This is a genomic window from Rhodanobacter sp. TND4EL1 (assembly GCF_054061035.1).
In genome coordinates, this window is sequence record NZ_JBSSDT010000004.1 from 146,559 (window position 1) to 172,855 (window position 26,297).

The following is a 26,297-nucleotide window of genomic DNA, read 5'->3' on the forward strand; positions in this document are numbered from 1 at the left end:
TCAAGTGTATGAGTTTTCGGTCCGCTGGTTTTCGGCCCGCTGTTCTCGGGTCAGCCCTGGCCTTCGTTTTTGCGCTGTCTGCCAGCGCGGCGATCGCTCAAGATGCCAAGCCGGAGACTGCGGCACCTGCTGCCGCCAGCACCGCCGCCGCAGCTCCTGCGGCCCAGCCGGCCGCGGCCACCAGCGCCGCCACGCCGGCTGTCACTGCGGCCGAAGCCCCGGTCAAGCCCGGTGACGCCACCGCCGGTCAGGCCAAGGCCGCCGTGTGCGGCGCCTGCCACGGCATGGACGGCAATTCGGCCGACGCGCAATACCCGAAGCTGGCCGGCCAGAGCGAGCAGTACATCGTGCGCCAGCTGACCAACTTCAAGGCCGGCAAGCGCCAGAACCCGATCATGATGGGCATGGCCGCGCCACTGTCCACCCAGGACATGCACGACGTGGGTGCCTACTTCGCCAGCAAGACGCCGCTGCCGGGCGTGGCCGACCAGGCTCTGGTCGAACATGGCCAGACGCTGTTCCGCCAGGGTGACTCCACCCGCGGCATTCCGGCCTGCATGGCCTGCCACAGCGCCGATGGCCGCGGCAATCCGGGTGCGATGTACCCGCAGCTGACCAGCCAGCACGCGCAGTACGTGGAAGCGACGCTGAAGTCGTGGCACGACGGCACCACGTGGGGCGACGATGCGCACGCGCAGATCATGCCGGCCATTGCCAAGCAGCTCACCCCCGACGACATTGCCGCCCTGGCCAGTTACATCGAAGGCCTGCACAGCGCCGACCCCCAGCCGGCTGCCACTCCCTGATCGAACCCGCGCCGACCTTCCAATGTCGGCGCGCTGGTTTTTGCGACCCACTATCGAGGTTTGCCATGTTGAAGCGTCTGCCGTTCCTGTGTGCCGCCCTGCTCGCGCTCGCCGCCTGCAGCCATGACAGCGACACCGGCAGCGCCGCCGGGGCACCGACCCCGGCCGCCGCCAGCACGGCCGCCCCGACTCCCGCCGCGCCCGCCAGCGCGGTGAGCAGCATCGCACCGGCAGCCGCCGCTACCAGCGCTGCCGCCGTCGACAGCGCCGCAGCCACGCCTGCCGAGGCTCCCGCCAAAACGGCGACGCCGACCGTGGCTGCGGCTCCGTTCGTGGATAACGGCAAGTGGGTCGAAGGCAAGAATTATTTCCTGATCGATCCGGCGCAGCCGACCAGCCACCCCGGCAAGATCGAGGTGACCGAAGTGTTCTCCTACGGCTGCCCGGCCTGCAACGGTTTCCACTCCACCGTCGACCAGATCGCCAAGAGCCTGCCGTCGGACGCGGTGATGAACTATCTGGCGGCCTCGTTCCGCCCCGACGAAAACTGGCCGATGTACCAGCGCGCGTTCTACGCCGCGCAGGCCTTGGGGGTGGTCGACAAGACCCATGACGCGATGTACGACGCGGTGTGGAAGAGCGGCGAGCTGTCCACCTACAACCTGAAGGCCAGCGGGCTCAAGCCGCACGATGCATGGCCGACCATCGAGGACGCGGCCAAGTTCTACGCCAAGTACGGCGTGGATCCGAAGGAATTCGTGGCCGTGGCGAACTCCTTCAGCGTCAATACCCAGATGAAGCGCGCCGATGACCTGATGAAGGCCTACGGCGTGGAGAGCACGCCCACCATGATCGTCAACGGCAAGTACCGCTTCACGGCGAGCGACGCCGGCGGCTACGCGCAATCGATCGAGCTGACCCAGTGGCTGGTGTCGAAGGAAGCGGCCGGCAAGTAAGTCGCTTCCGCTAAGCTGGCCTGCCCGGTACTCCCACCGCATTCGAGCGAAGAAACCCATGTTCCAGCGATTCGCCTGCCCCCGCTTCGTGATCCTGCTCGCCGGCCTGATGCTGGCCACCGCCTGCACCGCCAAGTCCGGCGCATCCGCGCCGTACACCGACGGTGTCGAATACGTCACGCTGCCCGCCCCGCACCAGCGCTACAGCAGCGAGGGCAAGGTGGAAGTGGTCGAGGTGTTCTCCTACGGCTGCATCCATTGCGCACAGTTCGCGCCGGTGGCGGCGGCGCTGAGCAAGGTGCTGCCGGCGGGCGTGGCGTTCAAGGAACTGCCGGCGCCGTTCAGTGCCGAATGGGTGCCGTTCGCCCGGGCCTTCTATGCCGCCAAGCAGCTGGGCGTGCTCGATCGCACGCATCTGGCCCTGTTCCAGGCGAAATTCGAGCAGCACTACCCGATCAACTCGATGGACGAACTGGCCGACTTCTACGCCCGCGAAGGCGTGAACCGCGATGAATTCATGCGTGCGGCGACATCGCCGCAGACCACCGCGCAGATGAAGAGCGACCTCGCCCTGATCCAGAAATGGCAGGTGGATGGCACGCCAACCATCGTGATCGATGGCAAGTACCGCGTCGCCACCGTGCACTCCTACGACGAGATGGTTGCCGTCACCCAGTGGCTGGTGAAGCGCGAGCTGGCCGGCAAGTAATCGCGGCACGGACTGCGGCTGGCATGACGTTCACACCAGATGGATCATGCTCGCTGCAGTCTGGGTGCATGAAGTCATGTGCCTGCTCTCCCTTTTCGCTTAGTGCCCCGCAATGACTGGCGTCCCTGTCCCTACTGCCGCTGCCGAGCGGCACCTGCGTCTGCTGAGCTGCAATATCCTGGCCGGCGCCAGCGTGCAGCGTTACAGCGAGTACGTGACCCGCAGCCTCAGTGCAGTGCTGCCGGGGCGCAGCAAGATGGACAATCTGGATCGGCTCGCCGAAGTGCTCGCGCAGTTCGACGTGATCGGCCTGCAGGAAGCCGACGCGGGCAGCCTGCGTTCGGGCTTCCTCAACCAGACCCGCTACCTGGCCGAAACCTCCGGCCTGCCGTTCTGGAGCCACCAGCCCAATCGCGCCATGGCCAAGCTGGCGCATTCCGCGAACGGCCTGATCAGCCGGCTGGAACCGCACTCGGTGATGGACTATCCGCTGCCCAGCCGCATCCCGGGCCGCGGCGCCCTGCTGGCCCAGTTTGGCGAAGGCGACAACGCACTGGCGGTGATGATTGCGCACCTGTCATTGAGCGCCCAGGCACGCGCCCGCCAGCTCGGCTTCATCGCCGAGTTGCTGCAGGACTTTCCGCACGCGGTGTTGATGGGTGACCTCAATGCCGAACCCGACAGCGCCGAGATGAAGCATCTTTTCGCGAAGTCGACGCTGCAACCGCCGGCCCAGTCCACGCCGACGTTTCCCAGCTGGAAGCCGAGCCGGGCGCTCGACCACATCCTTACCTCACCGGCGATCACGCTGGAAAAGACCTGGGCGCTGCCACAGGCGTTCTCCGACCATCTGCCGCTGGCCGCGGAAATCAGGCTGCCGGCCACCGTGGGCACCAAGGCCACGGCCAGGCGCCGCCGATGACATCGACCCGGTGGCAACTCGCCTGGCCCTGGCTGGCCCTGCTGCTGGTGGCCCTGCTGGTGGCGTGGTTGCGCTACGGCGTGGTCGAACCCGGCTCGATGGCGCAGCAATGCGGCGGCGGCCACGGCCCGTGGTGGTGCCCGTGGCGGCAATGGCTGGTATGGGGTTTCCTGCACAACGTGTACGGCATTGCCGCGGTGGTCGCGACCGTCGCGGCGTTATTGTGGCGGCGCCCGTGGCTGGCATGGCTGGCTGCGGCGCTGGGTATCGTCGCCTTGCAGTTGTACTGCTTCGAAAGCGGCGCGCTGGCCTTGCTGCTGGGCTGCCTACGCTTGATCAGGTTGCAGGCGGACCGCCTGCCGCCACGCGCACAGCACCGGGATCACCAGCAGCAGATTCACACCCAGCCATAGCCAGGCGACCCACGTAAGCCCGGCTTCCTGCAGCAAGACGATGGCTGCCAGCAGCGGCAACGCGCAGGCGAGGAAACGCTCCTCCAGCAGCGGCATCGACGGCGTGCCGCGATCCGTCAACCAGCCGACCAGGGCATGGCCGGCACAAGGCAGCAGGAAAAGCCCGAGCGGGAAGTCGCGATAGCGCCCGTCGACCACCAGCAGCAAACCATAGAACGCCAACGCAAACAGCCAGCCCAGCCGCCACCAGGTGCGCGGCATGGCGGCAGGCGCCACGCCGCACAGGCGGCTGGCGATCCAGTGCGCCAGACGCCATGCGGTGAGCAGCGCCAGCACGCAGGCAGCGAGCGAAACCGTCCACTCCCAGAGGTCGCGACAGGCAAACCACATCTGCCGGAACTGCCAGGCCAGTGCCCCGCCGCTGGCCACGCCAGCCAGCGCCAGCGCGCACCAGCCGCGTGCGTCGTGCCAGCGCCGCCGCCAGCCGCCAACCAGCACGAACAGTCCGGCGCCCGCGAAGCCAGCCAGCCACCCAGCCCACCAGTGGGGCGCTTCCGTCACCGGCCCCTGCATCGGAAACTTGGGACGCGCCTGCGCATCGAAGATGCCCCAGTAGCCACCCACGGTGCCTTCCTGCGCGCGCTTCCACGGCTGATCGAAGGCTTCGATCACGTTGTACGGCATGTGCACGCTGGCCGCGTACAGCAGGAACTCGCGCAGATAGCGCGCCTCGTTGACGACGCTGGCGCTGGCCGCCTGGCGCGGGCGTCCGGCGCTCGGCCAGCCGGTTTCGCCGATCATCACCGTTCGCCCGGGGAATGCCTGCTGCACCTTCGCGTAAACGTCGGCGACATGCTTTACCGCGCGTTCGGGCGACACTGGCTGATCCTCCCAGTACGGCAGGATGTGGATGGTCAGATAATCGACCGACCCCGCCAGTTCGGGATGACGCAACCAGAACTCCCACACGTCGGCATAGGTCACCGGCACGCTGACCGCCTTGCGCACTTCTTGCAGATAGCCGGCCAGTTGCGCCGACGACAACTCGCCGCGCAACAGCACTTCGTTGCCCACGATCACCCCGCGCAAGACCTGCGGATACTTGTTCGCCGTGGCAATGCCCAGCCGCACCTGTTCGGCGTTTGCCTTCGCATCGCCACCCAGCCAGATACCCATCAACACCTTCATGCCGTGGCGTTCGGCGATGGCAGGCACCTCGCTGAGGCCCTGGCCTTGCGAGTAGGTGCGTACGCAGTCAAAGCGCTGCGACAACGCGGCAAGGTCCGCCTCGATGCGCTCGGCGCTGATATAGGCGCGTGGATCCAGCGGTGTCTCGCCAGCACGCCGGAACGGCGCGTACGAGACACAGGCAATTCGCGACGACGGCGCATCCGGCAAACTCACCGGCCGACCGATCGTCCACCACCAGCCCATCGCGGCCAGCGCCATGATCACCAGGCCAAGCCACGCCGGCCAGACGCGACGAAAAACAGGCGAAACAGCTGGCGACATGCCGATCCCGATAGAACGCGTGGACGAAGCACCGCAGCTTAGCAGGGCGATTGCCATCCACTCACCGAATGCCGACAAGTGGAGAGAGGCCATCCACTACACTGGCCGCGTTCCAGCCCAGGAGTTGTCATGTTTTTTCCCGCTTCGTCGCGTCGTGTGCGGCTGCTCTGGCTTGCCCTGACCGGCAGCTTGCTGTTGGCCGGCTCGGCCGCCATGGCTGCCACGCCCACGGCCGCGCAGCGCGCCGCCTTCAAGCAGGCCTACGCGTCGGCCCAACAGGGCGGCGACGGCTGGCATCAGCTGGCCAGCGGCCTGGGCGACTACCCGCTGTATCCGTACTTGCCCGCTGCCGCCATGCAGCACGATATCCGGCAGCTGGACCGGGCCAGTGTGGAGGCTTATCTCAAGCAATATCCGGACTGGCTGCCGGCTGCCGATCTGCGCCGCGCGTTTCTGCAGGAACTGGCACGCCGACAGGATTGGAGCGGCTTTCTGGCGATGTACCAGCCTGGCCTCGGCGACGCGCTGAGCTGCGATGCGCTGCAGGCGCGGCTGGCTGGTGGTGGCAAGCTGGACTTTCAGCGCGACCTGGCCGACCTGTGGACCCGCGCCAACCTGCCTGCTGCCTGCGACCCGGTGCTTGCCGCGGCGCACGATCAGGGCTTGCTCACCGACGCCCGGCTGTGGACGCGGATTGATCGCGCGGTGGACGCCGGCCAGGCCGGTACGGTCGCCAGCCTTGCCGCCTGGTTGCCTGCGAACGATCGCGCCACGGCGCTGCAACTGGCACTGGCGCTGCGCGATCCTGCCGCGGCCGTGGTCGACGCGGCGAACTGGCCCGACGGCACGCGCCAACGCGAGGCCGTCACGCTGGCGTTGACGCGACTGGCCCGGCGCCAGAGCATCAGCGCCGACGCGGCATGGCAACAACTGCAGTCACGGTTCACCCTGAGCGAGGCTCAGCACAATCGCATCGAACAGAACCTGGCGCTGTTCCATGCCACCGACTTCAACGATGGCGCACTGGCGCGCCTGATCGCACTGCCGGCCGCGGCGCAGAACGACAGCACGCGCGAATGGCGCGTTCGCGTGGCGCTGGCCCGGCAGAACTGGCCCGAGGTACTGGCCGGCCTCGACGCCATGCCCCCCAGCCAGCAGCAGGATGGTGAGTGGCAGTACTTCCGGGGTCGCGCGCTGGCGGCGCTGGGTCGCCCGGCCGAAGCACGCCAGCAGTTCGTCGCCCAGGCCAGCCAGCCGACGTTTTTCGGCTTCCTCTCCGCTGACGAGCTGGATCAGCCGTATGCGATCTGCCCGCTGACCCTCGCCGACGACCCGCAACGCGAACAGCAGTTGCTGGCCATGCCGGGGCTGGTGCGTGCGTTCGAACTCTACGCCGTGGACCTGCCGAAACTGGCGCGGCGCGAATGGACACGCGCGTTGCGCGGCAGCGATGCCGCCACCTTGCGCGTGGCGGCCGACATGGCAAACCGCCGCGGCTGGTACGACCGCGCCGTGTTCACCTTCAGCAGCGGCGACGCGTTGCGCCTGTACGCAATGCGCTTCCCGCTGGCCAGCCAGGATGGCCTGGTGCCGCAAGCGGAGCAGGCCGGCATCGAGCCGGCGTGGGCTTACGGGATCCTGCGGGCGGAAAGCGCCTGGATGAGCGATGCCCGTTCCGGCGCCGATGCACGCGGCTTGATGCAGCTGTTGCCGGACACGGCCGCATTGGTGGCCAGGCGCAATGGGCTGAACTGGACCGGTGGCGACAGCCTGTATGACCCGGCGACCAACATCGCGCTGGGCACCCGTTACCTGGCGCAGATGGCGGCACGCTTCAACGGTTCGCCGTGGCTGGCCAGCGCCGCCTACAACGCCGGCCCGAACAAGGTGGACCAGTGGCTGGCCGCCCGCGGCACGCTGCCCACCGAACTGTTCGTCGCCACCATTCCCTACAAGGAAACCCGCGAGTACGTGGCGCGCGTGATGGCGTTCAGCGTGATCTACGACTGGCGGCTGGACGGTCGCACTGTGGTGCCGCTGGCCACGCGCATGAACGCCATTGGCCAGCCGTATGCCTTGCCGGGCAGCGGCACGCCGCGACGCGAGGTGAGCTGCCCGGCCCCGACGCCAGACCCGGCCCGCAGCGTTTCCCCCTGATCCACCACCGCAACCGCTTCACCAAGGAACGCCGCACATGGCCGCACAGCAACTTGTCATCCTCGGCGGCACCGGCTTCGTCGGCCAGCATCTGGTACCGCGACTGGCCGCCGATGGCCATCGCATCGTGCTGCTCAGTCGCAATCGCGCGCAGCATCGTGCGCTGGGCGTGTTGCCGGGGGTCAGCGTGCACAGTGCCGACATCTACGACGACGCGGTGCTGCGTAATCATCTGGCCGGGGCCGATGCGGTGATCAATCTGGTCGGCATTCTCAATCAGGGTGGTCGGCACAGTTTTCAGGCCACGCACGTTGAACTGACCCGCCGCCTGATCGCCGCCTGCAACGACAGCGGCGTGCGCCGCCTGCATCAGATGAGTTCGCTGAAGGCCGGCCAGGGCCTGTCCCAATATCTGAAGACGCGGGGCGAGGCCGAGGCACTGGTCAAGGCATCCGCCCTCAACGGGACGATCTACCAGCCAAGCGTGATGTTCGGACACGCCGACGGTCTGGTCAGTCGTTTCGCCGCGCTGCTGCGGAAGATGCCGGCGCTGCCGCTGGCGCGCGCGAAGGCGCGCATGGCGCCGACCTGGGTCGGCGACGTGGCGGAAGCCATCGCACGCTGCGTGGGTCACGAACGGCTGGGCCAGACACGCAGCTTCGAGCTGTACGGCCCGGAGGTGTTCACCCTGGGCGACATCGTGCACAAGATCCGCGACGCAGCCGGCCTGCGGACACCGATCATCGCGCTGCCGGACAGCCTGGGACAGTTGCAGGCGCAGTTCGCCGAGTTGCTGCCCGGCAAGCCTTTTTCGCTGGACAACTTCCGCTCGCTGCGCACCGATTCAGTGGGCAAGATGGACGGTTACGCCGCACTCGGCATCACGCCGCAAGCGCTGACCTCATGGTTGCCGGTACTGCTGCAGGAACCGGCCCGACAACGCCGGCTGTCGGCGGCGCGATCCCTGCGTCGCTGAAGGTCCGCGGCAAACCGATTCAGCGCAGACCCAGCAGCACGCGCAGGCGGTCCAGTTTGCTCGCGTAGCGCGGCGCGCGCGGCTCCTGCCAGCGCAACGGTCCACGCAAACGCACGGCGTTGCCGGCCGCGCCCTGGCGTTTGTTCGCATGGACGTCCAGACAGTGCCGGTCCTCGTCCAATCCCAGAAAAGCCAGCAATCGGTGCAGCTGCAACGGCGGATCGGCCAGCAGGGACTCGTGCTGATGCACGAACACCCTCCCGTGATACAGCTGCTGCCAGGGCGTGGCGAGGCCATCGTAGTCGCGCCAGAAACTGGCCAGCTCGTCGAGGTCATAGCTGAACTCGTGGGCACGCGCGAACAGCTGGCGATAGCAGCTGAAGCAGTTTTCCAGGGCGTCGCGCCGACAATCCACCAGGCGCGCGCCGGGCAACATCGCCATCGCCGCATCCATCAGGTGCCAGTCCTGATCGCTCTGGTCGATGAACCAGCGTTTGTCATCCGGCGTGCGAATGGCACGCGCGAGGTATTCACGCCCAAGCCGCGCCCAGTCCGCCGGCGTCGCCGCGAGAGTCCATTGCGGAAACCCCTGCTGCCGGCGCTTCGATTCCTCCTCGATGACCTCCCGCAAATGCTGCGGCCGATCGCTCGCGTCCACCTGCGCATGGCCAGCGAGCACTCGTCGCAGCAGCCCACCGCCGGCGCGCGGCAGGCCCGCAATGAAGATCACCTGCCCGCCCAGCCCCGGGTCCTCGACGTCGTCCGACGGTTGTGCGAACGCCGCGCGAATGCCTGCCACCCTCGCGGAGACCACCGCCGCATTCCAGCCCACCTGCTTGCGCGCCTGCCCGTTCGCCTTGCGCAGTGCGCGGAAGGCCGCGTGGTAGTCGCCCTGATCTTCCAGGCATCGGCTCAGTGCGAAGCCCAGCATCACGCGCGCCTGCGACGACGTGGAGGGCCGCTGCATGGCCTGTTTCAGACGGGAAAGATCGTCGTGGGTGAACCGCTCGCCCTGCATTCGGGCCAAGCCGAGCCATGCCTCGGCCTGATCCGGCTCATGCCGCAACGCTTCGCGATAGTTCGTGCACGCGGCGGCGACCGCACCCAGGCTGGCCTGCGCCTCGGCCAGCAGGCTGCGCATCACCGCATCCTCAGGGGCAAGATCCACCGCGCGATGCAAGGCCGTGATCGCGCCTGCGGAACGGCCCTGATGCTGGAAGGCCCGGCCCAGGCTGAACCATGCCGGCGCAAAATCGGGCGCCAGTTCGCAGGCACGCCGCAACGAGGAGAACGCCGTGGCGAACTCCCCGCAGCCATACAACGCCATGCCGAGGTTCATGTGCAGCAGCGCGTTGTCGGGATGGGCGGCCAGCGCCTCGCGCAGGATTGCCACGGCCGCGGCATGGTCGCCACGCATGTGGGTCACCAATCCTTGCAGGCGTCGTGCCTCGACAAAGTCAGGCGCCAGCACGCGCAGCCCGCTCAGTGCCTCGCTTGCCACATCCAGATCGCGGCGGGCCAAGGCGATCGTGGCCTCGTCGTAACGCTGGCGCGCCGCCAGCGGCAGACCGACGGCACGGTCCCGCAGCAGCGGATGAACCTGCATTTGCGTCATCTTCCCCTTCCCGGATTACCCCTTGGCAGCCAGCTTAAGCGAGGGACACCGCATCTGGAAGCGTCGATCAGCGCGGCATTTCCGGATCAAGACCACATTTCCGGGAACGAAGATGTCCCGCGCCCGTCCGTAGCAGCGGGGCATCCTGAGGATTGGCGGCCATTGCGGCATGACTTCCTCTACCATGATTTTCCACTTGCGCAGGAATCGCTGAACATGTCTGGCAACCCGGTAACACCCCACCTGCAGACGCCCGTCGAGCTTTCGCCGGCAGCGCTCCAGCAGCTCGTCGAGGCACGGGGCGCCCTGAGCCGCGGTCAGCTCGATCACGCCGAACAATTGATTGCTCGCGTACTGGACTCGGCTCCCGGATGCACCGAAGCCCATCGCCTGGCCGGGATCGCTGCACTGATGGGCAACAACGCGGCGAAGGCCATTGGCCATCTGCAACGAGCGCTCTCCGCGCGACCCGATGACGCCACGCTCAACATGAATCTGGGCAGCGCACTGATCGAAACCGGTGCGTCCGACGAAGGCCTGGATTATCTGCGACGCGCCACCGCGCTCGCTCCCGACGTGGCCTCGGGCTGGTACAACCTCGGCAAGGGCCTGCAATTTTGTGCGCGCATGGAACACGCCCGCGACGCTTTGCAAAAGGCTCTGACAATCGACCCAGCCTACCTGCAAGCACGCAATGCCCTGGCGACCGTACTTTCCACGCTGGGAGACACGGCCGGCGCAATTGCCACCCATCGCGAGACGCTGCGGCAGCAACCCGACTGCGCCGCAACGTGGTTCGCCCTGGCCAACATGAAGGTCGAGCGCTTCAGTGCGGATGACGTCAGCCAGCTGCAGCAACAGCTCGCCCGTCCGAACCTGTCCGACGACGCGCACCTGCTGCTGGGCTTCACTCTGGCGCAGGCATTGGAAGACCAGGGCGACTACCTGGATGCGTTCGATGCCGTCACCGCCGCCAATGCCGTGAAGCGACGCTCCATCTACTGGAGTCGGGAAGAGGAGCGTGCCCGCGTGAATGCGATTGCCGAGGCTTTCGGCAGGCCGTTGCCCACGCCGCTGGATGCGATGCTGGGCAAGCAGGTCATCTTTGTCGTCTGCCTGCCGCGTTCCGGATCCACCCTCACCGAACAGATCCTGGCCTCGCATCCGCAGGTAGAAGGAGCCGACGAAATCCTCACCCTGCCGCAACTGCTCAATGAGGAATCCACGCGCCGCGGACAGCCGTTCCCGGCGTGGGTGCCGGCGGCCACGGCCGAAGACTGGCAGCGGCTGGGCAACGAATACTTGTCCCGTACCCAACAATGGCAATTGCACGGCTTGCGTTTTACCGACAAGAACGTCGACAACTGGGCCTTCGTCGGCGCTGCCCTTGCGATGTTGCCCGGTGCCCGCGTGGTGAATTCCCGCCGCGATCCGCTGGAAACCTGCTTCGCCCTGTATCGCCAGCTGTTCGGCAACCAGTCCGTCCACTACAGCTACGACCTCGACGACATCGTCGACTACTACGGCGGCTACGCTGACCTTTGCCAACTCTGGCAACAGCGTTATCCCGCGCAGTTCTTCGATCACCAGTACGAAGCGCTGCAAGCCGATCCCGAGGCACAAATCCGTCGATTGCTGCATTTCTGCGGATTGCCATTCGACCCGGCCTGCCTGGCCTTCCACCAATCATCCCGCACCGTGCTGACCATCAGCGCGGCGCAGGTACGACAGCCGTTGCGAAGCGATACGGCGCGCAGTTCGCGCTACGGCGAAAAGCTGGATGCGCTGCGCGCGAAGTTGCGTGCAGCTGGGGTCCTGGCCGCTGACGTCTGACGTACCCACGGCGAATGGAGCGGCACCACCCCAGCGCGGAGCAGCGCATCCCGCACGCAACGCATGGCATCATCCTGTCATGCACATCTATCTGGTTGGCGGCGCGGTCCGCGACAAACTGCTGAAGCGCGGCGTGGTCGATCATGACCGCGTGGTCGTCGGTGCACGGCCGGAAGAGTTGCTGGCCCTGGGTTACAAGCCGGTGGGCAAGGACTTTCCGGTGTTTCTTCACCCCGACACGGGCGAGGAATATGCGCTGGCGCGGACCGAGCGCAAGACCGGGCGTGGTTATCACGGCTTCGTGTTCCAGGCCGATGCGACGGTGACGCTGGAACAGGACCTGGCGCGGCGCGACCTCACCATCAATGCGATCGCCGAGGACGAACACGGCGTGCTGACCGACCCTCACCGCGGCGTGGCGGACATCGAGGCGCGGGTGTTGCGCCACGTGTCGCCGGCGTTCGTGGAAGATCCGGTGCGCGTGTTGCGGGTGGCGCGGTTTGCCGCGCGCTTCGCGCCGCTCGGCTTCAGCGTGGCCGAGGAAACGATGGTGTTGATGCGGCAGATGGTGGCCGATGGCGAGGTCGATCACCTGGTGCCCGAACGGGTCTGGGCGGAAACCCGCAAGGCACTGGGCGAGGCGCAGCCGTCGGCGTTCCTGCGCGTGTTGCGCGACTGCGGTGCGCTGGCCGTGCTGTTTCCGGAAGTGGATGCGCTGTACGGCGTGCCGCAGCGGGCCGAGTTTCATCCGGAGATCGACACCGGCGTGCATGTGGAAATGGTGCTGGATGCGGCCGCACAACTGGCGCCGGGCAACGACGTGGTCGGTTTCTGTGCGCTGACGCATGACCTCGGCAAGGCTCTGACCCCGCCGGATGAACTGCCGCGCCACATCGGTCACGAACATCGCGGCGTGGCGCCGCTGCGGGCGCTGGCCGCGCGATTGAAGGTACCCACGGAACACGCCACGCTGGCCGAACTGGTTTGCCGCGAGCATCTGAACGCGCACCGCGCGTTCGAGTTGAAACCGGTCACCGTGCTGAAACTGCTGACCGCGACGGACGCATTGCGACGGCCGGCGCGACTCGACCTTTTCCTGGCCGCCTGCATGGCGGACAAGCGCGGCCGGCTGGGTCACGGCGACGACGCCTACCCACAGGCCGATTATCTGCGCCAGGCGCGCGGCGCCGCCGCCGCGGTCGATGCCGCCGGGTTCATCGCGCAGGGCATGGCCGGCCCGGCGATCGGACAGGCGATGGAAAACGCGCGCGTCCATGCCATCGCGGAACGGAAGGCTAAGTCTTCGGAAAGCCGATCCGGGGTATAAAGGCGCAATGATTTCGCCCCGCGCGGGCGGCTGCTGTCTACCTTTGCCGGAGTTGCCCGTGTCGAGCGCCTTTAACCCGACCTCCCCCTTGCGCCAGCGCTTCCGTCCGCTGCTGTGGCTGGCGATCACTTATCTTGCGATCAGCTTCGCCACCCGCGTGGCCTTGCTGGTGATGTCCGGCGCCGAGGTGCCGCACACCGCATTCAACCTGGCCTATGCCTTTGGCGTGGGACTGTTCTACGACGTGGTCACCTTCATCTATGTGGCCTGGCCGCTGGTGCTGTTCCTGTGGATCGTGCCGACCCGCTCCCGGCGAATGGCGCCGCTGCTGCGCTGGCTGATCTACGCCGCCGCCATGGCGCTGGCCTGCGCGCTCTGCATCGGCGCGTTGCACCTGCATTACCACGCCAGTCTCAAGCAGACCTGGCCGGTGTTCCTGCCGTTCCTGTTCGTGCTGCCGCTGGCGGCGTTCACCTACACCTCGCGCATCGGCCAGTGGGTGCTGTACGTGTTCGCGCTGCTGCTGATCTACGGCCTGCTGTTCGTGGGTGCATCGGAGCTGGTGTTCTGGAACGAATTCAGCGTGCGCTTCAACTTCATCGCGGTGGACTATCTGGTCTACACCACCGAGGTGATCGGCAATATCCGCGAGTCCTATCCGATCGGTCTGTGGGTGGCCTTGCTGGCCGTGCTTGCACTGGTGGTGTTTGCGCTCGGTCGGCGCGGCCTGCGGGCGCGCGATGATGGCAGCCGCTTCTGGCAACGTGGCAAGGTGGTCCTGCTCTGGCTGGTGCTGACGGTGATCTCGGTGGCCGCGGTGAATGGCGGCATGAAGGACCGCACCGGCAACAACTACGTCAATGAGTTGGCCGGCAACGGCATCTACCAGTTCTTCAACGCGTTCCGCAGCAGTCATCTCGACTACGCCAAGTTCTACCGTACCCTGCCGGACGACGAAGCCTATCGCCGCGTGCGTGACATGCTGAAAACACCGGATTCCAGCTACGTCAGCAATGACCCGCGCGACCTCACCCGCGCGATCCGTCGCAACGGTCCGGAGAAGCGCCTGAACGTGGTGTTGATCAGCGTCGAGAGCCTGTCCGGCGATTACCTCGGCACCTTTGGCAACCAGGAGAAGATCACCCCGTATCTGGATTCACTGGTCGATCAGAGCCTGTTCTTCGACAAGCTGTATGCCAACGGTACACGCACCGTGCGCGGACTCGAAGCGTTGGCGCTGTCGGTGCCGCCGACGCCGGGCGATTCGCTGGTGAAGGCGCACAACAACGAAAACCTGTTCTCGCTGGCCGACATTTTCAACGATCGCGGCTACCAGTCCGACTTCGTCTATGGCGGGTATGGCGAGTTCGACAACATGAACCAGTTCTTCGGCAGCAACGGCTATCGCGCGGTGGACCGGCGCGACATCCCGAAGAACGCTACGATTCACGGCGAAAACGTGTGGGGTGTGGCCGACGAGGACCTGTACACGCTGGCCCTGGGCCAGATGGACCAGATCCACGCCGAGGGCAAGCCGTTTTTCCTGCACATCATGACCACCTCGAACCACCGCCCGTTCACCTTTCCGGCCGGCCGCGTGAAGCAGGCCAACGGCACCCGCGAGGGTGCGGTGGCGTACACCGATTGGTCGATCGGCGACTTCATCCGGCGCGCGCGCGAAAAATCCTATTTCGACGACACCATCTTCGTGATCACCGCTGACCATTGCGCTTCCAGCGCGGGCAAGACCAGCGTGCCGATCAACCGGTATCACATCCCGCTGTGGATCTACGCGCCGAAGCAGATCAAGCCACAGCGGGTGGACCGGCTGATGGGTCAGGTCGACATCGCGCCGACCGTGCTCGGCCTGCTCAACTTCAGCTACCGCACGCGCTTTTTCGGCTACGACCTGTTCCAGCTGGAAGCGGGACGCGAGCGCGCGTTCCCGGCCACCTACGAGAAGCTCGGCTACCTGCATGACGACGTGCTCACCGTGCTGGAACCACAGCGCAAACTGGAGCAGATGAAGCCGGATTACGCCACCGGCGACGCCACCCCGATCGAGCCGCAGAACCAGGAGCAGATCGCCGACGCCATCGCCTACTACCAGGTCGCCAGCGAACTGTTCAAGCGCGGCCAGCTGGTGCGCCGCCCGGCCGATTCGACGCCGGTGGAACCGCTGCCTGCGCCGGCCAGTTCGGCTCCCGCACCGGCGAGCACGGCTCCCGCACCGGCCAGCTCGACTGGATCAGTGCCCGCGACGCTGCATTGAAAAGGCTTCCACGCTCGCCAGCACCCTGGCGAGCGGAGTACGCAGCAAGAGCAGTGCGATGAGAATGCCGATGCCATCGGCCAGCACGTCGAAGGCATCGGCATCGCGGGGCGGATCCAGCCACTGCGCAAACTCGATGAAGACGCCGAACGCCAGACAGCCGAGCGCAGCCCAGGCGCGCGGGCGGCGTTCACGATAGACGTTGCCCCACCAGCCCATCAGGCAGGTGAAGGTGGTCGCGTGCAGCAGCTTGTCGCCGTCAGGGAAATCCAGGGTGATGTCCGGATCCGGCGTCAACGCCATCCACAGCGTCCAGGCCATGATCAACGCGCCCAGCACCACCCAGGCGGTGTGCCAGCGCAGCCGCGTGGACGGATGGACCGGTCCGGGTTCGTTCAAAGCCGCCCGCCCTGGTCGGCCGCCAGCAACTCCGCCGGCAGCGGCAGCGCGTCCAGCCCGCGCGCGAACAGCATTGCCTGGAAGCGCTCGCCCATCTGGTCGGGCAGCATCAGGCGCTTCACCTGTTGCGAAAGCCGGTATCGGGCGTGCTCGTCAGCTGCCTTTTCGTGGGCGTCCTCAAATACCTGCTGCAAGCCCGCGCCGATCAGAAACTGGGCTTGCGGCAAATACCCCGCCACACCGAAGCCGGCGCTGTTGCCGGCCTCGGCCAGCGCGGTGAAGTCGACCGACGCGGTGAGGTCATTCAAACCCGGCAGGTACAGCGGATCGTTGTGCGCGTAATGGCGGTAATGCGCCATCAGGGTGCCGTCGTCGCGTTCGGGCAGGTAGAACTCGCGGCGCACGTAACCGTAGTCGATGAACAACATCAGGCCGGAGGTGAGTGAACCGGCCACCGCCTGGATCCAGTACGGCAGCTGCGGCAGTATTTCCGAGCGGTAGCCGTCGGCAAAGTCGGCACCAAGATCACGCTCGACATGACGCACGGCACCGGACACCAGCGCATCGGCCGGACGATCGGTGCGCAAAAGACGACCTTCGCCGTCCAGCACCACGTGCTCCTCGTAGATTTCACCGGCGCGCGCCGTGAAACGGGTGGCTGGCAGGGCGTCGATCACCTCGTTGGCGAACAGCACGCCGCGCCAGTCCTGCTCGGGCGGGCGATCCAGCCAGGCCACGCGGGCGTTGAGCTCGGCCGGCAGATTGGCCCGCAGCCGCTCGCGCTGGCGCTCGCGCAGGTCGGCGCTGGGTTCCAGGATCAGGTAATTGCGCGGCAACGTGCCGCTGGCTGCCAGCGCCTTCAGCGCAGACTCGGCGAACGCGCCGCTGCCGCCGCCCAGCTCGAGAAAGTCGGCCGCATCACCCAGCATCGCCAGCACCGGCTGCACCGCATTGACCACGCAGCCGGCGAACAGCTCGCCCAGTTCGGGCGCGGTGACGAAATCGCCGGCCGCACCGAACTTGGTGCGCCCGGCGCTGTAATAGCCCAGCCCTGGCGCGTACAGGCAGCGTTCCATGTACTGCGCAAATGGCATCGGACCGTGCGAGGCGATCTGCTCGCGCAAAAGTTGCAGCAAGTGGTCGGAGTGGGCGCGCTCGTCGGCGCTGGCTTCAGGTAAACGGCTTTTCATGCTTGCGGCTCTGGATTTCAGCGCCGCAAGGATAACGGATGACGCCGATGAACCCGCGTGATGGCCAAAACCGTCACGCGTTGCCCTGCTCAGAAGTCTTTCTGCAGGCTCAGGTACACGCCGCGGCGCGGACCGAACTGCGGCGCACCGACACCGATGCCGCTGCCGTCGCGCAGCTCGTAGGTGCGATCGAGCACGTTGAGCACGGCCAGCTGGGTATGCAGCTTGCCGAAGCCGTCGAAGGCGAAGTCGTGCGATACGTTGAGGTTCAACTGGAAGTACGCCGGCAGCGAGGCACCATTCGGCACCTCACCATCCTTGCGCAGGCCGCTGCCGAACAGATAGTCGGCGCCCACGCGGGTTCGCTCGCTCAAGGCGTAGTTGATGCCGCCGGACGAGGTCAGCTTCTGGTCGTGGTCGAGGAAGATGTAATGGTCGTTGACCCAGGCCAGATCATCCGGAGCGAAGTTGTATTGGCTGGTGATGATGCGCTTGCCGATGGCCTTGCCCAGCGAGGCGTTGAAATACGCCGACAGCGGTCCCTGCTCGTAATTGGCGGTGAATTCCAGGCCCTTCACCCGACCGGCGGCGTAGTTGAACGTGGAATAGACCAGCGCGGAGCCGAACTGACCTTCGTCCTGCAGGCGCTGCACCTTGCGGTAATAGGCATCCAGACCAACCGTCCAGGCGGTGCCGATGTTCTGCGAGATGCCGGCATCGAAATAGTCCGAGCGTTCGGCCAGCGGCATGTTGTTGCCGTTATCCGCCACCGCGTTGGTGGTGCCGTCGAATCTGGCGATGTTGCTGCTGGCGATCATTTCGGTCGCTGGCGGCGTGAAGTAGCGGGAGTAGCCGGCATGCACGACGGTGCCGCCCGCAGCCTGCCAGACCAGGCCCAGGCGCGGGCTCAACTGGGTTTCGGTGCGCTGCAGCTGATAGCGGTCGCCGCGCACGCCGTAATTCATGGTCCAGTTGTCCGCGAAGCTCCACTCGTCCTGCACGTAGGCGGACCAGGTCTTCGCGCTGAGGCGGCTGTCGTCGAGAATGTTGAGCGGCGTGGTGCTGGTCGGCGTGCCATCGGCGTCCACCGGGAACACCCACGCATCGTTGCCGCTGGCCGCACGCTCGAAGCTGCCGTAGACGCCGTAGCGCAAGGTGTGGCGATTGCCCAGCGGCATCGCGAAGTCGGCCTGCAAGGTACTGGCGCGGTTGCTGCGGCTGACCGCGGAGGCGACGCCGTTGAACATCAGTTCGCCGATCCGGTCGGGTGTGTAGACAAGGCTGCTGTAACGCTGGCCGACCGACACCTGGTAGTCGGTAGCACCAAGCTTGCCTTGCAGGGCGAGCACGCCGAAACGGGTGTTTTCGCGCTGGCGCTCGTTCAAGTCGGCGGAGTTGAAATCGACCGTGTCGAGATAGCCGAACTGCGGCGTCTGCCCCGGGTTGTTGGGTATCTGGAAGCGATTGTTGGCGACGCCGAACAGGAAGCTCAGGCGGGTATCGTTGTCGATCAGATAGCTGATGTCGCCGAAGCCCTTGGCCTGATGGGTGTGGTCGTGGATCGGCTTCTTGCTGGCCGTGGGATTCTCGATGCCGGCGTCGTTCTCCATGTAGTTGCCGGTGAGGAACCAGCTCCAGCGATCGTTGCTGCCCCACACCGACGCATTCGGGTTCAGCGTGCCCTGGCTGCCACCGGTGATGCCAACGCTGCCGCCGTTGCCGAGGTCGTGCCCACTCCTGGTGGTGATGTCGACCACGGCGGCCGTGCGCAAGCCGTACTGCGCCGGCAAGGCGCCATCGAGCAGCTTCACGGTATCGATCGTGCGGGCGTCCAGACTTTGTCCGAAGCCGCCGATCGATTCGGGGATGATCACGCCGTTGATACGGTATTGCAGGTTCGCGTGATCACCGCGCACATGCAGGCCGCCGTAGGAATCCTGCACCACCCCGGGCGCCTGCAGCAGCACCTGGTTGATCGGCGTGGACGGGCCCAGCGGCAATTGCGCGATCGCCTTTTGGCTGATCACGTACTGGCTGCTGCCGGTATCCGGCGACAGCGCGTTGCGTGCCTGATCCAGCGCCGCCGAGACCGAAATCGGGCCGAGCTCCTGCACCTGCGGCTGCCGGTTGCGACTGCCGCCGTCGGTCGGGTCATCGCCATTGGCCGCCGCTGGTGGCGCCGCCAAAGGAGCGGTTGGAACGGCAGCGTGAGCGGTGGTTGTGACCAGCGCGGCGGCAAGACTCAGGGCGAGCAGAGTGGGCTTCATGAGAGAGCTTCCAACAGGGGCGAAGTGATTTGGTTGTTATGTTATAACATCACAAACAAGGAATCACCCCGGGTCAGAAGTCATGCCTTCCGCTTGATCCAGCAGCACGCCGCCGGCGCGTCGCATTGAGCCCCGCTTCACGCGACATCCATAGACTGCACGGACAACCAAGGTCGCGCGCCGCGCCTTGCCCGCCTCATGGAGTCACGCATGACCAAATCCAGCAGCCAGCAAGTGGCCGCCGTGCCCGCCCCGGTCGAACCGGGCCGCATCACCGCGGCGATTCTCGATTTCGTCAGCGAGGTGCCCGACAGCAAGATCGGCAGCAGCAAGGAGCCCGCCATCGAGGCGCGGAGACTGGCCAATCGCGCTGCCCAGCGAGCCGCACTGACCGCCGGCTCGCTGGCGTTGCCGCCCGGTCCGCTGGGCTGGCTGACCCTGCTGCCGGAGCTGATCGCGATCTGGAAAATCCAGGGTCAGATGGTCAGCGACATCGCCGCCGCTTATGGTCGCCATGCCACGTTGGGGCGCGAGCAGATGATGTGGTGTCTGTTCCGTCACACCGCGGCGCAGGCGTTCCGCGACCTGGTGGTGCGCATGGGCGACCGACTGGTTTTCCGGCGCGTGTCTTACGGCGTGGTGGAACGCGTCGCCAAACAGATCGGCGTGAAGCTGACCCAGCGCACCCTCAGCAAGGGCCTGTCGCGCTGGCTGCCGGTGGTGGGGGCGCTCGGCGTCGGCGCGTATGCGTATTACGACACCGGACAAGTCGCCCATACCGCGATCGAGATGTTCGAGAGTGAAGTGACGATCGAGGACGAAAGCGGCGCGGACGACGAAGCCAGCGGCAAGCCCGACGTGTCAACGAAGCCCAAGCCGAAAGCCAAAGCGATGCGCCGGGTGGCCGACAAGCTGGTCGACAAGGCCGTCGCCGGTGCCGCGCGCAAGGTTGCCAGCACGGCGCGCAAGGCCGCCGGCAAGACGCGCAAGAAGCAGCCTGAGTAGAGCGCAATCCGGATGACGTTGGTGCGGCTTTGCGGCAAGCTGCAGGTTGTCTGTTTGCCGGAGCCGCCGCATGTCACCTATTCATGATCCCCACGACGCGGATCGGCCGGTGGCGCTGATCACCGGCGCCGGCCGACGGGTCGGCGCGGTGATTGCGCGCACCCTGCATGCGGCCGGCTACGACGTGGCCCTGCACTACCGTCATTCCGCCGACCAAGCACGCGCGCTGGCCGATGAGCTGGAAACACAACGCCGCGGCAGCACCCTGCTGCTGCAAGCCGAGCTTGCCGAACTGCCGGCACTGCACGCCATGATCGACCAATTGCTGGCCCATTACGGTCGCCTCGACGCGCTGGTCAACAATGCCTCGGCGTTCTTCGCCACCCCTTTGGAGACGGCCACGCCGCAGCAATGGAACGAGCTGTTTGCCTCCAACGCGCAGGCACCGTTCTTCCTCAGCCAGGCGGCCACGCCCGCCTTGCGCGCATCGCGTGGCGGCATCGTCAACCTGATCGACATCTACGCCGAGCGCCCGCTGGCGGATCATCCGCTCTATTGCATGGCCAAGGCCGCACTCGCCGCGATGACCCGCTCGCTGGCACTGGATCTGGGCCCGGACATCCGCGTCAACGGCGTCGCGCCGGGAGCCGTGTTGTGGCCCGGCGACGGCAAGCCGTATGACGACCAACAGGCGATGCTGGCACGCACACCGCTGCAACGCGCCGGCTCACCCGATGACGTGGCCAGTGCGGTGCGGTGGCTGTTGCGCGACGCGCCGTTTGTCACCGGGCAGATCATCCGGGTGGACGGCGGAAGAACGCTGTCGGTATGAACGATGGCGGCCCGTTCTCAGGGTCGATGGTGGAAAGCCCGCTGGACAAAGCGCAGACCCGCGATGATGCTGTCAACCCGCGCAGATGAAAGCGCACCGATGTGTTCGCCGAGCCGTTCCTTGTAGACACAGGACACTTGCGAGACAACCACCACGCTGTGCTTGTCCAGGCCCGCCTCGCCCGGATCAAGCAGGACATTGCCCGGCTCCGACGCCCTGCGCAGGTTGGAGCTGAGGGCACAGACGACCACCGTGCCGATGCGCGAATGATTGAACACATCCTCCTGCACCACCACATGAGGATGCGGTGACCCGGGCAGCGAACCTCTCGCCTCATCGGCGGCCATCCAGAAAATATCCCCGCGACTGATCACGCGGTTGCCAACTTCCGATCGCGCGAATGCCTGCCTGTCCACGGGGGCGCGCTATTTTTTCTTCGGCGCGAAGGCCTGCTGCAGCAACGCCTGGTCGAAGCCCACACTGGCCTCCCCGGCTTCGGCATAGCGATACAGTGCGGCGGCGTAGATGCCCTGCAGCGAGGCCTGGACCAGGCCGAGCAGGATGAAACCGACGATCACGATCACCACGGCCACCGCGATCGCGGCCACTGATTGCAACGCCACTGCGCCGCCGATCAGCGCGGCACTGACCAGCACCGCCAGCACCATCATCAGGCTGAACACGATGCCGATGCCGCCGTTGCCGATCAGATTTTCACCCCAGCTGCGCTTGAGCAGTTCGACGCTCTCCTTCACTGCGTCGACCGGGCCCACATTCTTGCTGGCCAATACCGGCACCACCAGGAAGGTGGCCACGGTCCAGGCCAGGCCGATGAAACCGATCACCAGACGACCGATCAGGCCGAGCCGTTCCTGGATCATCCGCAGCAGCAGCCCGACGGTAGCGGCGATCAGTGCATAGCCGAAGATCTGCGGCAGCTTCGCGCGGGCCAGCGCAAGGCCGGCGCGCACGCTGGTCGGTTCGCCACGCAGATGCATCAGCGCCACGCCGGTCAGCGCGGTCTGGAAGAAGATGATCACGAAGTACTGCACCAGATAGAACACAAACATCAGCAGGTAGCTGCCGACCGACATGCGCTCATGCATACCCTCGCCGACATGGGCGCCGCCGAACACCATCATGCCCACCGGAATCAGGAAGCTCGCCGCCACCAGCAGCGTGCAGACGCCGGACAACAGCGGAAACAACAGCAACGACTTGTCCGAGCGCAGCACCGCCGCACTCGCCTTCATCAACGCCCAACTGCGTGCAAATTTCCCCGCCATGTCCGCTCCCCGTCCTGTGCCACTTTGGCTGCGCCCTTTCTAGCATCCGTTGCGGCAGCGCGAAAGTGCGTGTCGTTTATTCCACCAGCACTTCGCGCTGAAGTGGCTCGGCGCCCGCCGGAAACGCTGCCCACAACTCGGCCATGCGCGCTCCGCTGCGAGGATGCCGGAAGTCCGGCGCGATATCCGCGATCGGCTTGAGCACGAAGGCATGTTGCAACTCGTTGCGGGGAATCTGCAGGTGACCGGGGCCGTCGAGCACGAGGTCGTCATAGAACACGATATCGATGTCCAACGTGCGGTCGGAGTAGCGCGGAACGTCGCGCCGGCGCCCCTGCAGGTCTTCCAGCGCGTGCAGCCAGTCGTTCAGCGCTTCGGGCGGCAATTCGGTGTCCAGCCCAACGGCGAGGTTGACGAAGGCGCCGCCGTCGAAGCCGACCGCCGCGCTGCGATACGCCGGCGACACCACCAGCGCACCGAACCGCGCGCGCAACGCCGCCAGTGCGGCAGACAGATGACGATGCGGCTCGAGGTTGGAGCCCAGACTCAGATAGACACGCGCCACGGATTTCATGCCTCGTCGAGTTCGACCGCCGGTTGCGCCGTGGTCGATTCTGCCGGTTGTTCGTCGCGCAACGCCAGCGCCGCCCGCACGTCCTGCCCCGAAGGCTGCTGATACAGCGCCAGCCCGAACTCCGGCAACGAGGCGAACAGGTGATCGAAGATGTCGGACTGGATGCCTTCGTATTCGGCCCACACCACCGTCGTGGTGAAGCAGTACAACTCCAGCGGAATGCCCTGCGGACCACTGGCCAGCTGGCGCACCATGCAGCTCAACTCGCGATGAACCCGCGGATGCCCGTCCAGATACGCCTGCACATAGGCGCGAAACGTACCCAGATTGGTCAGCCGCCGGCGGTTCGCCGGCAGACCTGCGGCCTCGCCCAGCGCCTGATTCCACTCCTGCACGTCGCGCTCTTTCGACGGCAGATAGTCGGCCAGCAGGCGCAGTCGCGACAGTCGCCGGATTTCATTCTCATCGAGAAAGTGCACGCTGGCCGCATCAAGGTAAATCGCGCGCTTGATGCGCCGGCCACCGGTTTCCTGCATGCCACGCCAGTTCTTGTACGAATCGGAGATCAGCCGCCAGCTCGGAATGCTGGTGATGGTCTTGTCGAAATTGCGCACCTTGACCGTGTGCAACGCAATGTCGATCACGTCGCCATCGGCGTTCAGCTGCGGCATCTCGATCCAGTCGCCCACCCGCAGCATGTCGTTCGAGGACAGCTGCACGCCCGCCACGAAACCCAGGATGGTGTCCTTGAAAATCAGCATCAATACCGCCGACATCGCGCCCACGCCGGACAGCAGCAACCCCACCTGCTTGCCGGTGATGGCCGCGATGATGATCAACGCGGCGACGATGAACAGGCCGATCTTGATCAGCTGCACCAGCCCCTTGATCGAGCGCTGCTGGCCACGCGGCGTCTGCCGGTACATGTCCTCGGAAGCCGACAGTGCGGCGCTGATCGCCATCACGATGCAGAACACCACCAGCGCCGTCATCAGGTTGCCGATCAAGCCTTCGGTACTCGCCGGCACCCCCGGCACCAGCACGATGCCGTACTGGACGATCAGCGCTGGCAACGCTCGCGCCAGCCAGCGGAACGTGCCGTAGTCCAGCAGTGCATCATCCCAACGGGTCGACGTGCGCCGGGCAATGCCGGTGACCACACGGCGCAACAGCAGGCGCACCAACTCCCCCGCCAGCCACGCCAACCCCAGCAGGGCCAGCACGCCCAGCGTGGTGCGCATCCAGGGAAGTTCAAGCAGGTCTTGCAGGTTTTGCATCAGGGTTCCTGTCGGCTCGTGGGTCCGTGCGCGAAAACAGCGCACGGCTCTGGGCGGCATGGCCCGCGGAAAATCACGTCAACCTGAAAGGATGGGGACCCGACGCCGATGAAACAACCACTGGCGCCGTCTTACTGCGGTCGCAGACCGCGCTCGATGCGTACCCCAACCGACTTCGCGCCGCGTACCGCGCCCGGCTTGGACAGCTTCAAACGCACCCAGCTGACCCCGAATTCCTCGCGGATGATCGCTGCGCAGCGCTCGGCCAGCGTCTCGACCAGGCCGAAGCTGGACGCGCCCACATAGTCGATCAGACGCTTGGACACGTCCTTGTAGTTCAGCGTCAGCGCGATGTCGTCGCTGGCCGCCGGCACCGTGTTGTCGAACGCCATCTCGATGTCGAACGCCAGCGTCTGCCGCACGCGCCGCTCCCAGTCGTAGATGCCGATGACGGCATCGATGCGCAAATCTTCGATGAAAACAATATCCATGGCGGTGGTCGGCAAGAGGCGATAGCCGTACAGGGTCGGCGAGCCGGCGCGCGGATGCAAGTCGCCGCCGGGCGCCCGTGCGATCATAGGCACATGACCGCCTTCCATACGCTCCCGCTCAAACCCGCCCTGCTCGCCAGCGTCGACACCCTCGGTTATACCGAAATGACGCCGGTGCAGGCGCAAAGCCTGCCGCCGATGCTCGAGGGCCGTGACGTGATCGCGCAAGCCCAGACTGGCAGCGGCAAGACCGCGGCGTTCGGCTTGAGCCTGCTGCAGTCGATCGACCCGGACGTCATCCGGCTGCAGGCGCTGGTGCTGTGCCCGACCCGCGAACTGGCCGACCAGGTCAGCAAGGCGATCCGCAAGCTGGCGGCCAACATTCCCAACGTGAAATTGCTGACCCTGTGCGGCGGCATGCCGCTGGGCCCGCAGCTGGCTTCGCTGACGCACGACCCGCACATCGTGGTGGGCACGCCCGGCCGCGTGCAGGAACACCTGAAGCGCGAGAGCCTGCATGGCGGTGGGATCAAGGTGCTGGTGCTGGACGAAGCCGATCGCATGCTCGACATGGGTTTCACCGAGGCGATCGACGACATCATCGGCCGCATCGCGAAGCACCATCAGACGCTGCTGTTCTCGGCCACCTATCCGGACGAGATCCGCGAGGTGAGCAAGCGCGTGCAAAAGAATCCGGTCGAGGTGACGGTGGATGCGCCGGTCGATGAAAAGCCGGCGATCGAGCAGCGTTTCCACGAGGTGGAGCCGACACAGAAACCCGATGCGCTGGCGCAATTGCTGAGCGGCGCGGTCGTCGATCAGGCGCTGGTGTTCTGCAACATGCGTCGCGAGGTGGATGCAGTGGCGCAGGAACTCGACCGCCGCGGCTTCTCTGCACTGGCGCTGCATGGCGACATGGACCAGCGTGACCGCGACGAGGTGCTGGTGCGCTTCGCGAACCACAGCTGCGCCGTGCTGGTGGCCACCGACGTGGCCGCACGCGGACTGGACATCGTGGCGCTGCCGCTGGTGGTCAGTTACGACATCGCGCACGACCCGGAAACCCACACCCACCGCATCGGCCGCACCGGCCGCGCCGGCCAGGCCGGCCTCGCAATCACGTTGTGCACGCCGCGCGAACGACCGAAGGCCGCGAACATCGAGGAATTGAACGGCACGCCGTTGCCGTGGCGCCCGCTGAAGGTCGCTCCAGCGCGCGGAAAGACCTTGCATCTGGCGCCGATGAAAACGCTGGTGATCGACGCCGGCAGGCAGGACAAGCTGCGCCCCGGCGATATCCTCGGCGCACTCACCGGCGACGCCGGGCTGGCCGCGAAGGACATCGGCAAGATCGACGTGTTCGCCACCCGTGCCTACGTGGCGATCACCCGCGAACTGGCCAACAAGGCGCTGGAACGATTGCGCGCCGGCAAGATCAAAGGCCGGAATTTCCGCGTGCGGCCGTTGGGCTGAGCGCG

23 protein-coding genes are annotated in these 26,297 nt (G+C 66.1%); 13 read left to right on the plus strand and 10 right to left on the minus strand.

Features of this window, described 5'->3' with window-relative positions; genetic code table 11:
- Positions 1–8 precede the first annotated feature (8 nt).
- The 5 genes from ACVWWQ_RS14475 to ACVWWQ_RS14495 all read left to right on the plus strand — a co-directional run bounded on the left by ACVWWQ_RS14475 (position 9) and on the right by ACVWWQ_RS14495 (position 3,806).
- Positions 9–806: a cytochrome c4 gene (locus ACVWWQ_RS14475; RefSeq protein WP_133951714.1), complete on the plus strand. Its 798-nt coding sequence runs from the start codon at positions 9–11 to the stop codon at positions 804–806.
- 65 nt (positions 807–871) lie between these two features.
- A complete protein-coding gene (locus ACVWWQ_RS14480; protein ID WP_133951716.1) occupies positions 872–1,762 on the plus strand; it encodes a thiol:disulfide interchange protein DsbA/DsbL in 891 nt (296 codons plus the stop codon).
- A 58-nt stretch (positions 1,763–1,820) separates the two neighbouring features.
- On the plus strand, positions 1,821–2,471 hold the full coding sequence (locus ACVWWQ_RS14485) for a thiol:disulfide interchange protein DsbA/DsbL (protein ID WP_133951718.1): 651 nt from the start codon (positions 1,821–1,823) through the stop codon (positions 2,469–2,471).
- Positions 2,472–2,583: 112 nt separating this feature from the next.
- Entirely contained in the window at positions 2,584–3,393 is an 810-nt protein-coding gene (locus tag ACVWWQ_RS14490) for an endonuclease/exonuclease/phosphatase family protein (RefSeq protein WP_133951720.1), read from the plus strand.
- Positions 3,390–3,806, plus strand: coding sequence for a hypothetical protein (locus tag ACVWWQ_RS14495; protein WP_133951722.1), 417 nt, complete (start codon positions 3,390–3,392; stop codon positions 3,804–3,806). The genes ACVWWQ_RS14490 and ACVWWQ_RS14495 overlap by 4 nt, the downstream gene beginning before the upstream one ends.
- On the opposite strand, the gene ACVWWQ_RS14500 is transcribed toward ACVWWQ_RS14495, so the two are convergent.
- The gene (locus ACVWWQ_RS14500) at positions 3,720–5,318 is read right to left on the minus strand and encodes a glycoside hydrolase family protein (protein WP_133951724.1); all 1,599 of its coding nucleotides are present in this window, start codon (positions 5,316–5,318) and stop codon (positions 3,720–3,722) included. The two genes, ACVWWQ_RS14495 and ACVWWQ_RS14500, sit on opposite strands and share 87 nt — an antisense overlap.
- A gap of 129 nt (positions 5,319–5,447) precedes the next feature.
- On the opposite strand from ACVWWQ_RS14500, the gene ACVWWQ_RS14505 reads away from it, so the two are divergent.
- Positions 5,448–7,475, plus strand: a complete 2,028-nt coding sequence (locus ACVWWQ_RS14505; RefSeq protein WP_133951726.1) for a transglycosylase SLT domain-containing protein — start codon at positions 5,448–5,450, stop codon at positions 7,473–7,475.
- A gap of 37 nt (positions 7,476–7,512) precedes the next feature.
- Entirely contained in the window at positions 7,513–8,451 is a 939-nt protein-coding gene (locus ACVWWQ_RS14510; RefSeq protein WP_133951728.1) for a complex I NDUFA9 subunit family protein, read from the plus strand.
- Positions 8,452–8,470: 19 nt separating this feature from the next.
- On the opposite strand, the gene ACVWWQ_RS14515 is transcribed toward ACVWWQ_RS14510, so the two are convergent.
- Positions 8,471–10,066: a tetratricopeptide repeat-containing sulfotransferase family protein gene (locus tag ACVWWQ_RS14515; protein ID WP_133951730.1), complete on the minus strand. Its 1,596-nt coding sequence runs from the start codon at positions 10,064–10,066 to the stop codon at positions 8,471–8,473.
- Positions 10,067–10,282: 216 nt separating this feature from the next.
- On the opposite strand from ACVWWQ_RS14515, the gene ACVWWQ_RS14520 reads away from it, so the two are divergent.
- The 3 genes from ACVWWQ_RS14520 to ACVWWQ_RS14530 all read left to right on the plus strand — a co-directional run bounded on the left by ACVWWQ_RS14520 (position 10,283) and on the right by ACVWWQ_RS14530 (position 15,498).
- Positions 10,283–11,899, plus strand: coding sequence for a tetratricopeptide repeat-containing sulfotransferase family protein (locus tag ACVWWQ_RS14520; protein ID WP_166669780.1), 1,617 nt, complete (start codon positions 10,283–10,285; stop codon positions 11,897–11,899).
- Positions 11,900–11,978: 79 nt separating this feature from the next.
- The gene (locus ACVWWQ_RS14525; RefSeq protein WP_133951734.1) at positions 11,979–13,226 is read left to right on the plus strand and encodes a multifunctional CCA addition/repair protein; all 1,248 of its coding nucleotides are present in this window, start codon (positions 11,979–11,981) and stop codon (positions 13,224–13,226) included.
- A gap of 58 nt (positions 13,227–13,284) precedes the next feature.
- Positions 13,285–15,498 (plus strand): LTA synthase family protein, encoded by a 2,214-nt coding sequence (locus ACVWWQ_RS14530; RefSeq protein WP_457383445.1) that lies wholly within the window; start codon positions 13,285–13,287, stop codon positions 15,496–15,498.
- Here ACVWWQ_RS14530 and ACVWWQ_RS14535 read toward each other — a convergent pair.
- The 3 genes from ACVWWQ_RS14535 to ACVWWQ_RS14545 all read right to left on the minus strand — a co-directional run bounded on the left by ACVWWQ_RS14535 (position 15,475) and on the right by ACVWWQ_RS14545 (position 19,354).
- Positions 15,475–15,897 (minus strand): VanZ family protein, encoded by a 423-nt coding sequence (locus ACVWWQ_RS14535; protein ID WP_457383446.1) that lies wholly within the window; start codon positions 15,895–15,897, stop codon positions 15,475–15,477. The two genes, ACVWWQ_RS14530 and ACVWWQ_RS14535, sit on opposite strands and share 24 nt — an antisense overlap.
- The gene (locus ACVWWQ_RS14540) at positions 15,894–17,087 is read right to left on the minus strand and encodes an SAM-dependent methyltransferase (protein ID WP_133951736.1); all 1,194 of its coding nucleotides are present in this window, start codon (positions 17,085–17,087) and stop codon (positions 15,894–15,896) included. Before ACVWWQ_RS14540 ends, ACVWWQ_RS14535 begins: the two co-directional genes overlap by 4 nt.
- An 89-nt stretch (positions 17,088–17,176) precedes the next feature.
- The gene (locus tag ACVWWQ_RS14545) at positions 17,177–19,354 is read right to left on the minus strand and encodes a TonB-dependent receptor domain-containing protein (RefSeq protein ID WP_133951738.1); all 2,178 of its coding nucleotides are present in this window, start codon (positions 19,352–19,354) and stop codon (positions 17,177–17,179) included.
- A gap of 210 nt (positions 19,355–19,564) precedes the next feature.
- Here ACVWWQ_RS14545 and ACVWWQ_RS14550 point away from each other — a divergent pair, with 210 nt between their 5' ends.
- Both ACVWWQ_RS14550 and ACVWWQ_RS14555 read left to right on the plus strand, forming a co-directional pair.
- Entirely contained in the window at positions 19,565–20,359 is a 795-nt protein-coding gene (locus tag ACVWWQ_RS14550; RefSeq protein ID WP_099654427.1) for a hypothetical protein, read from the plus strand.
- Positions 20,360–20,429: 70 nt separating this feature from the next.
- Entirely contained in the window at positions 20,430–21,191 is a 762-nt protein-coding gene (locus tag ACVWWQ_RS14555) for a pteridine reductase (RefSeq protein ID WP_133951740.1), read from the plus strand.
- A gap of 17 nt (positions 21,192–21,208) precedes the next feature.
- On the opposite strand, the gene ACVWWQ_RS14560 is transcribed toward ACVWWQ_RS14555, so the two are convergent.
- From ACVWWQ_RS14560 to folB, 5 genes are all read right to left on the minus strand, one after another.
- Positions 21,209–21,607 (minus strand): type II toxin-antitoxin system PemK/MazF family toxin, encoded by a 399-nt coding sequence (locus ACVWWQ_RS14560; protein WP_457383447.1) that lies wholly within the window; start codon positions 21,605–21,607, stop codon positions 21,209–21,211.
- A gap of 9 nt (positions 21,608–21,616) precedes the next feature.
- Positions 21,617–22,477 carry a DUF6159 family protein gene (locus tag ACVWWQ_RS14565; protein ID WP_133951742.1) on the minus strand — a complete coding sequence of 287 codons (861 nt, stop codon included), beginning with the start codon at positions 22,475–22,477 and terminating at the stop codon, positions 21,617–21,619.
- A 76-nt stretch (positions 22,478–22,553) separates the two neighbouring features.
- Positions 22,554–23,042, minus strand: a complete 489-nt coding sequence (gene folK, locus ACVWWQ_RS14570) for a 2-amino-4-hydroxy-6-hydroxymethyldihydropteridine diphosphokinase (RefSeq protein ID WP_133952047.1) — start codon at positions 23,040–23,042, stop codon at positions 22,554–22,556.
- Positions 23,043–23,047: 5 nt separating this feature from the next.
- Entirely contained in the window at positions 23,048–24,328 is a 1,281-nt protein-coding gene (locus tag ACVWWQ_RS14575) for a mechanosensitive ion channel domain-containing protein (protein WP_133951744.1), read from the minus strand.
- A 131-nt stretch (positions 24,329–24,459) separates the two neighbouring features.
- Positions 24,460–24,819, minus strand: a complete 360-nt coding sequence (gene folB / locus ACVWWQ_RS14580) for a dihydroneopterin aldolase (RefSeq protein ID WP_133952049.1) — start codon at positions 24,817–24,819, stop codon at positions 24,460–24,462.
- 93 nt (positions 24,820–24,912) lie between these two features.
- On the opposite strand from folB, the gene dbpA reads away from it, so the two are divergent.
- Entirely contained in the window at positions 24,913–26,292 is a 1,380-nt protein-coding gene (dbpA, locus tag ACVWWQ_RS14585; RefSeq protein WP_133951746.1) for an ATP-dependent RNA helicase DbpA, read from the plus strand.
- Positions 26,293–26,297 lie beyond the last annotated feature (5 nt).

What these genes read in the sequence shown, in the direction of transcription:
- ACVWWQ_RS14510 (WP_133951728.1), top strand. Translation starts at nt 7,513, where the DNA reads ATGGCCGCACAGCAACTTGTCATCCTCGGCGGCACCGGCTTCGTCGGC.
- folB (WP_133952049.1), bottom strand. Translation starts at nt 24,819, where the DNA reads ATGGATATTGTTTTCATCGAAGATTTGCGCATCGATGCCGTCATCGGC.
- ACVWWQ_RS14525 (WP_133951734.1), top strand. Translation starts at nt 11,979, where the DNA reads ATGCACATCTATCTGGTTGGCGGCGCGGTCCGCGACAAACTGCTGAAG.
- ACVWWQ_RS14565 (WP_133951742.1), bottom strand. Translation starts at nt 22,477, where the DNA reads ATGGCGGGGAAATTTGCACGCAGTTGGGCGTTGATGAAGGCGAGTGCG.
- ACVWWQ_RS14485 (WP_133951718.1), top strand. Translation starts at nt 1,821, where the DNA reads ATGTTCCAGCGATTCGCCTGCCCCCGCTTCGTGATCCTGCTCGCCGGC.
- ACVWWQ_RS14520 (WP_166669780.1), top strand. Translation starts at nt 10,283, where the DNA reads ATGTCTGGCAACCCGGTAACACCCCACCTGCAGACGCCCGTCGAGCTT.
- ACVWWQ_RS14495 (WP_133951722.1), top strand. Translation starts at nt 3,390, where the DNA reads ATGACATCGACCCGGTGGCAACTCGCCTGGCCCTGGCTGGCCCTGCTG.
- ACVWWQ_RS14480 (WP_133951716.1), top strand. Translation starts at nt 872, where the DNA reads ATGTTGAAGCGTCTGCCGTTCCTGTGTGCCGCCCTGCTCGCGCTCGCC.
- ACVWWQ_RS14475 (WP_133951714.1), top strand. Translation starts at nt 9, where the DNA reads ATGAGTTTTCGGTCCGCTGGTTTTCGGCCCGCTGTTCTCGGGTCAGCC.
- ACVWWQ_RS14575 (WP_133951744.1), bottom strand. Translation starts at nt 24,328, where the DNA reads ATGCAAAACCTGCAAGACCTGCTTGAACTTCCCTGGATGCGCACCACG.
- ACVWWQ_RS14550 (WP_099654427.1), top strand. Translation starts at nt 19,565, where the DNA reads ATGACCAAATCCAGCAGCCAGCAAGTGGCCGCCGTGCCCGCCCCGGTC.
- ACVWWQ_RS14545 (WP_133951738.1), bottom strand. Translation starts at nt 19,354, where the DNA reads ATGAAGCCCACTCTGCTCGCCCTGAGTCTTGCCGCCGCGCTGGTCACA.
- ACVWWQ_RS14500 (WP_133951724.1), bottom strand. Translation starts at nt 5,318, where the DNA reads ATGTCGCCAGCTGTTTCGCCTGTTTTTCGTCGCGTCTGGCCGGCGTGG.
- ACVWWQ_RS14555 (WP_133951740.1), top strand. Translation starts at nt 20,430, where the DNA reads ATGTCACCTATTCATGATCCCCACGACGCGGATCGGCCGGTGGCGCTG.
- ACVWWQ_RS14515 (WP_133951730.1), bottom strand. Translation starts at nt 10,066, where the DNA reads ATGACGCAAATGCAGGTTCATCCGCTGCTGCGGGACCGTGCCGTCGGT.
- ACVWWQ_RS14540 (WP_133951736.1), bottom strand. Translation starts at nt 17,087, where the DNA reads ATGAAAAGCCGTTTACCTGAAGCCAGCGCCGACGAGCGCGCCCACTCC.
- ACVWWQ_RS14490 (WP_133951720.1), top strand. Translation starts at nt 2,584, where the DNA reads ATGACTGGCGTCCCTGTCCCTACTGCCGCTGCCGAGCGGCACCTGCGT.
- ACVWWQ_RS14505 (WP_133951726.1), top strand. Translation starts at nt 5,448, where the DNA reads ATGTTTTTTCCCGCTTCGTCGCGTCGTGTGCGGCTGCTCTGGCTTGCC.
- dbpA (WP_133951746.1), top strand. Translation starts at nt 24,913, where the DNA reads ATGACCGCCTTCCATACGCTCCCGCTCAAACCCGCCCTGCTCGCCAGC.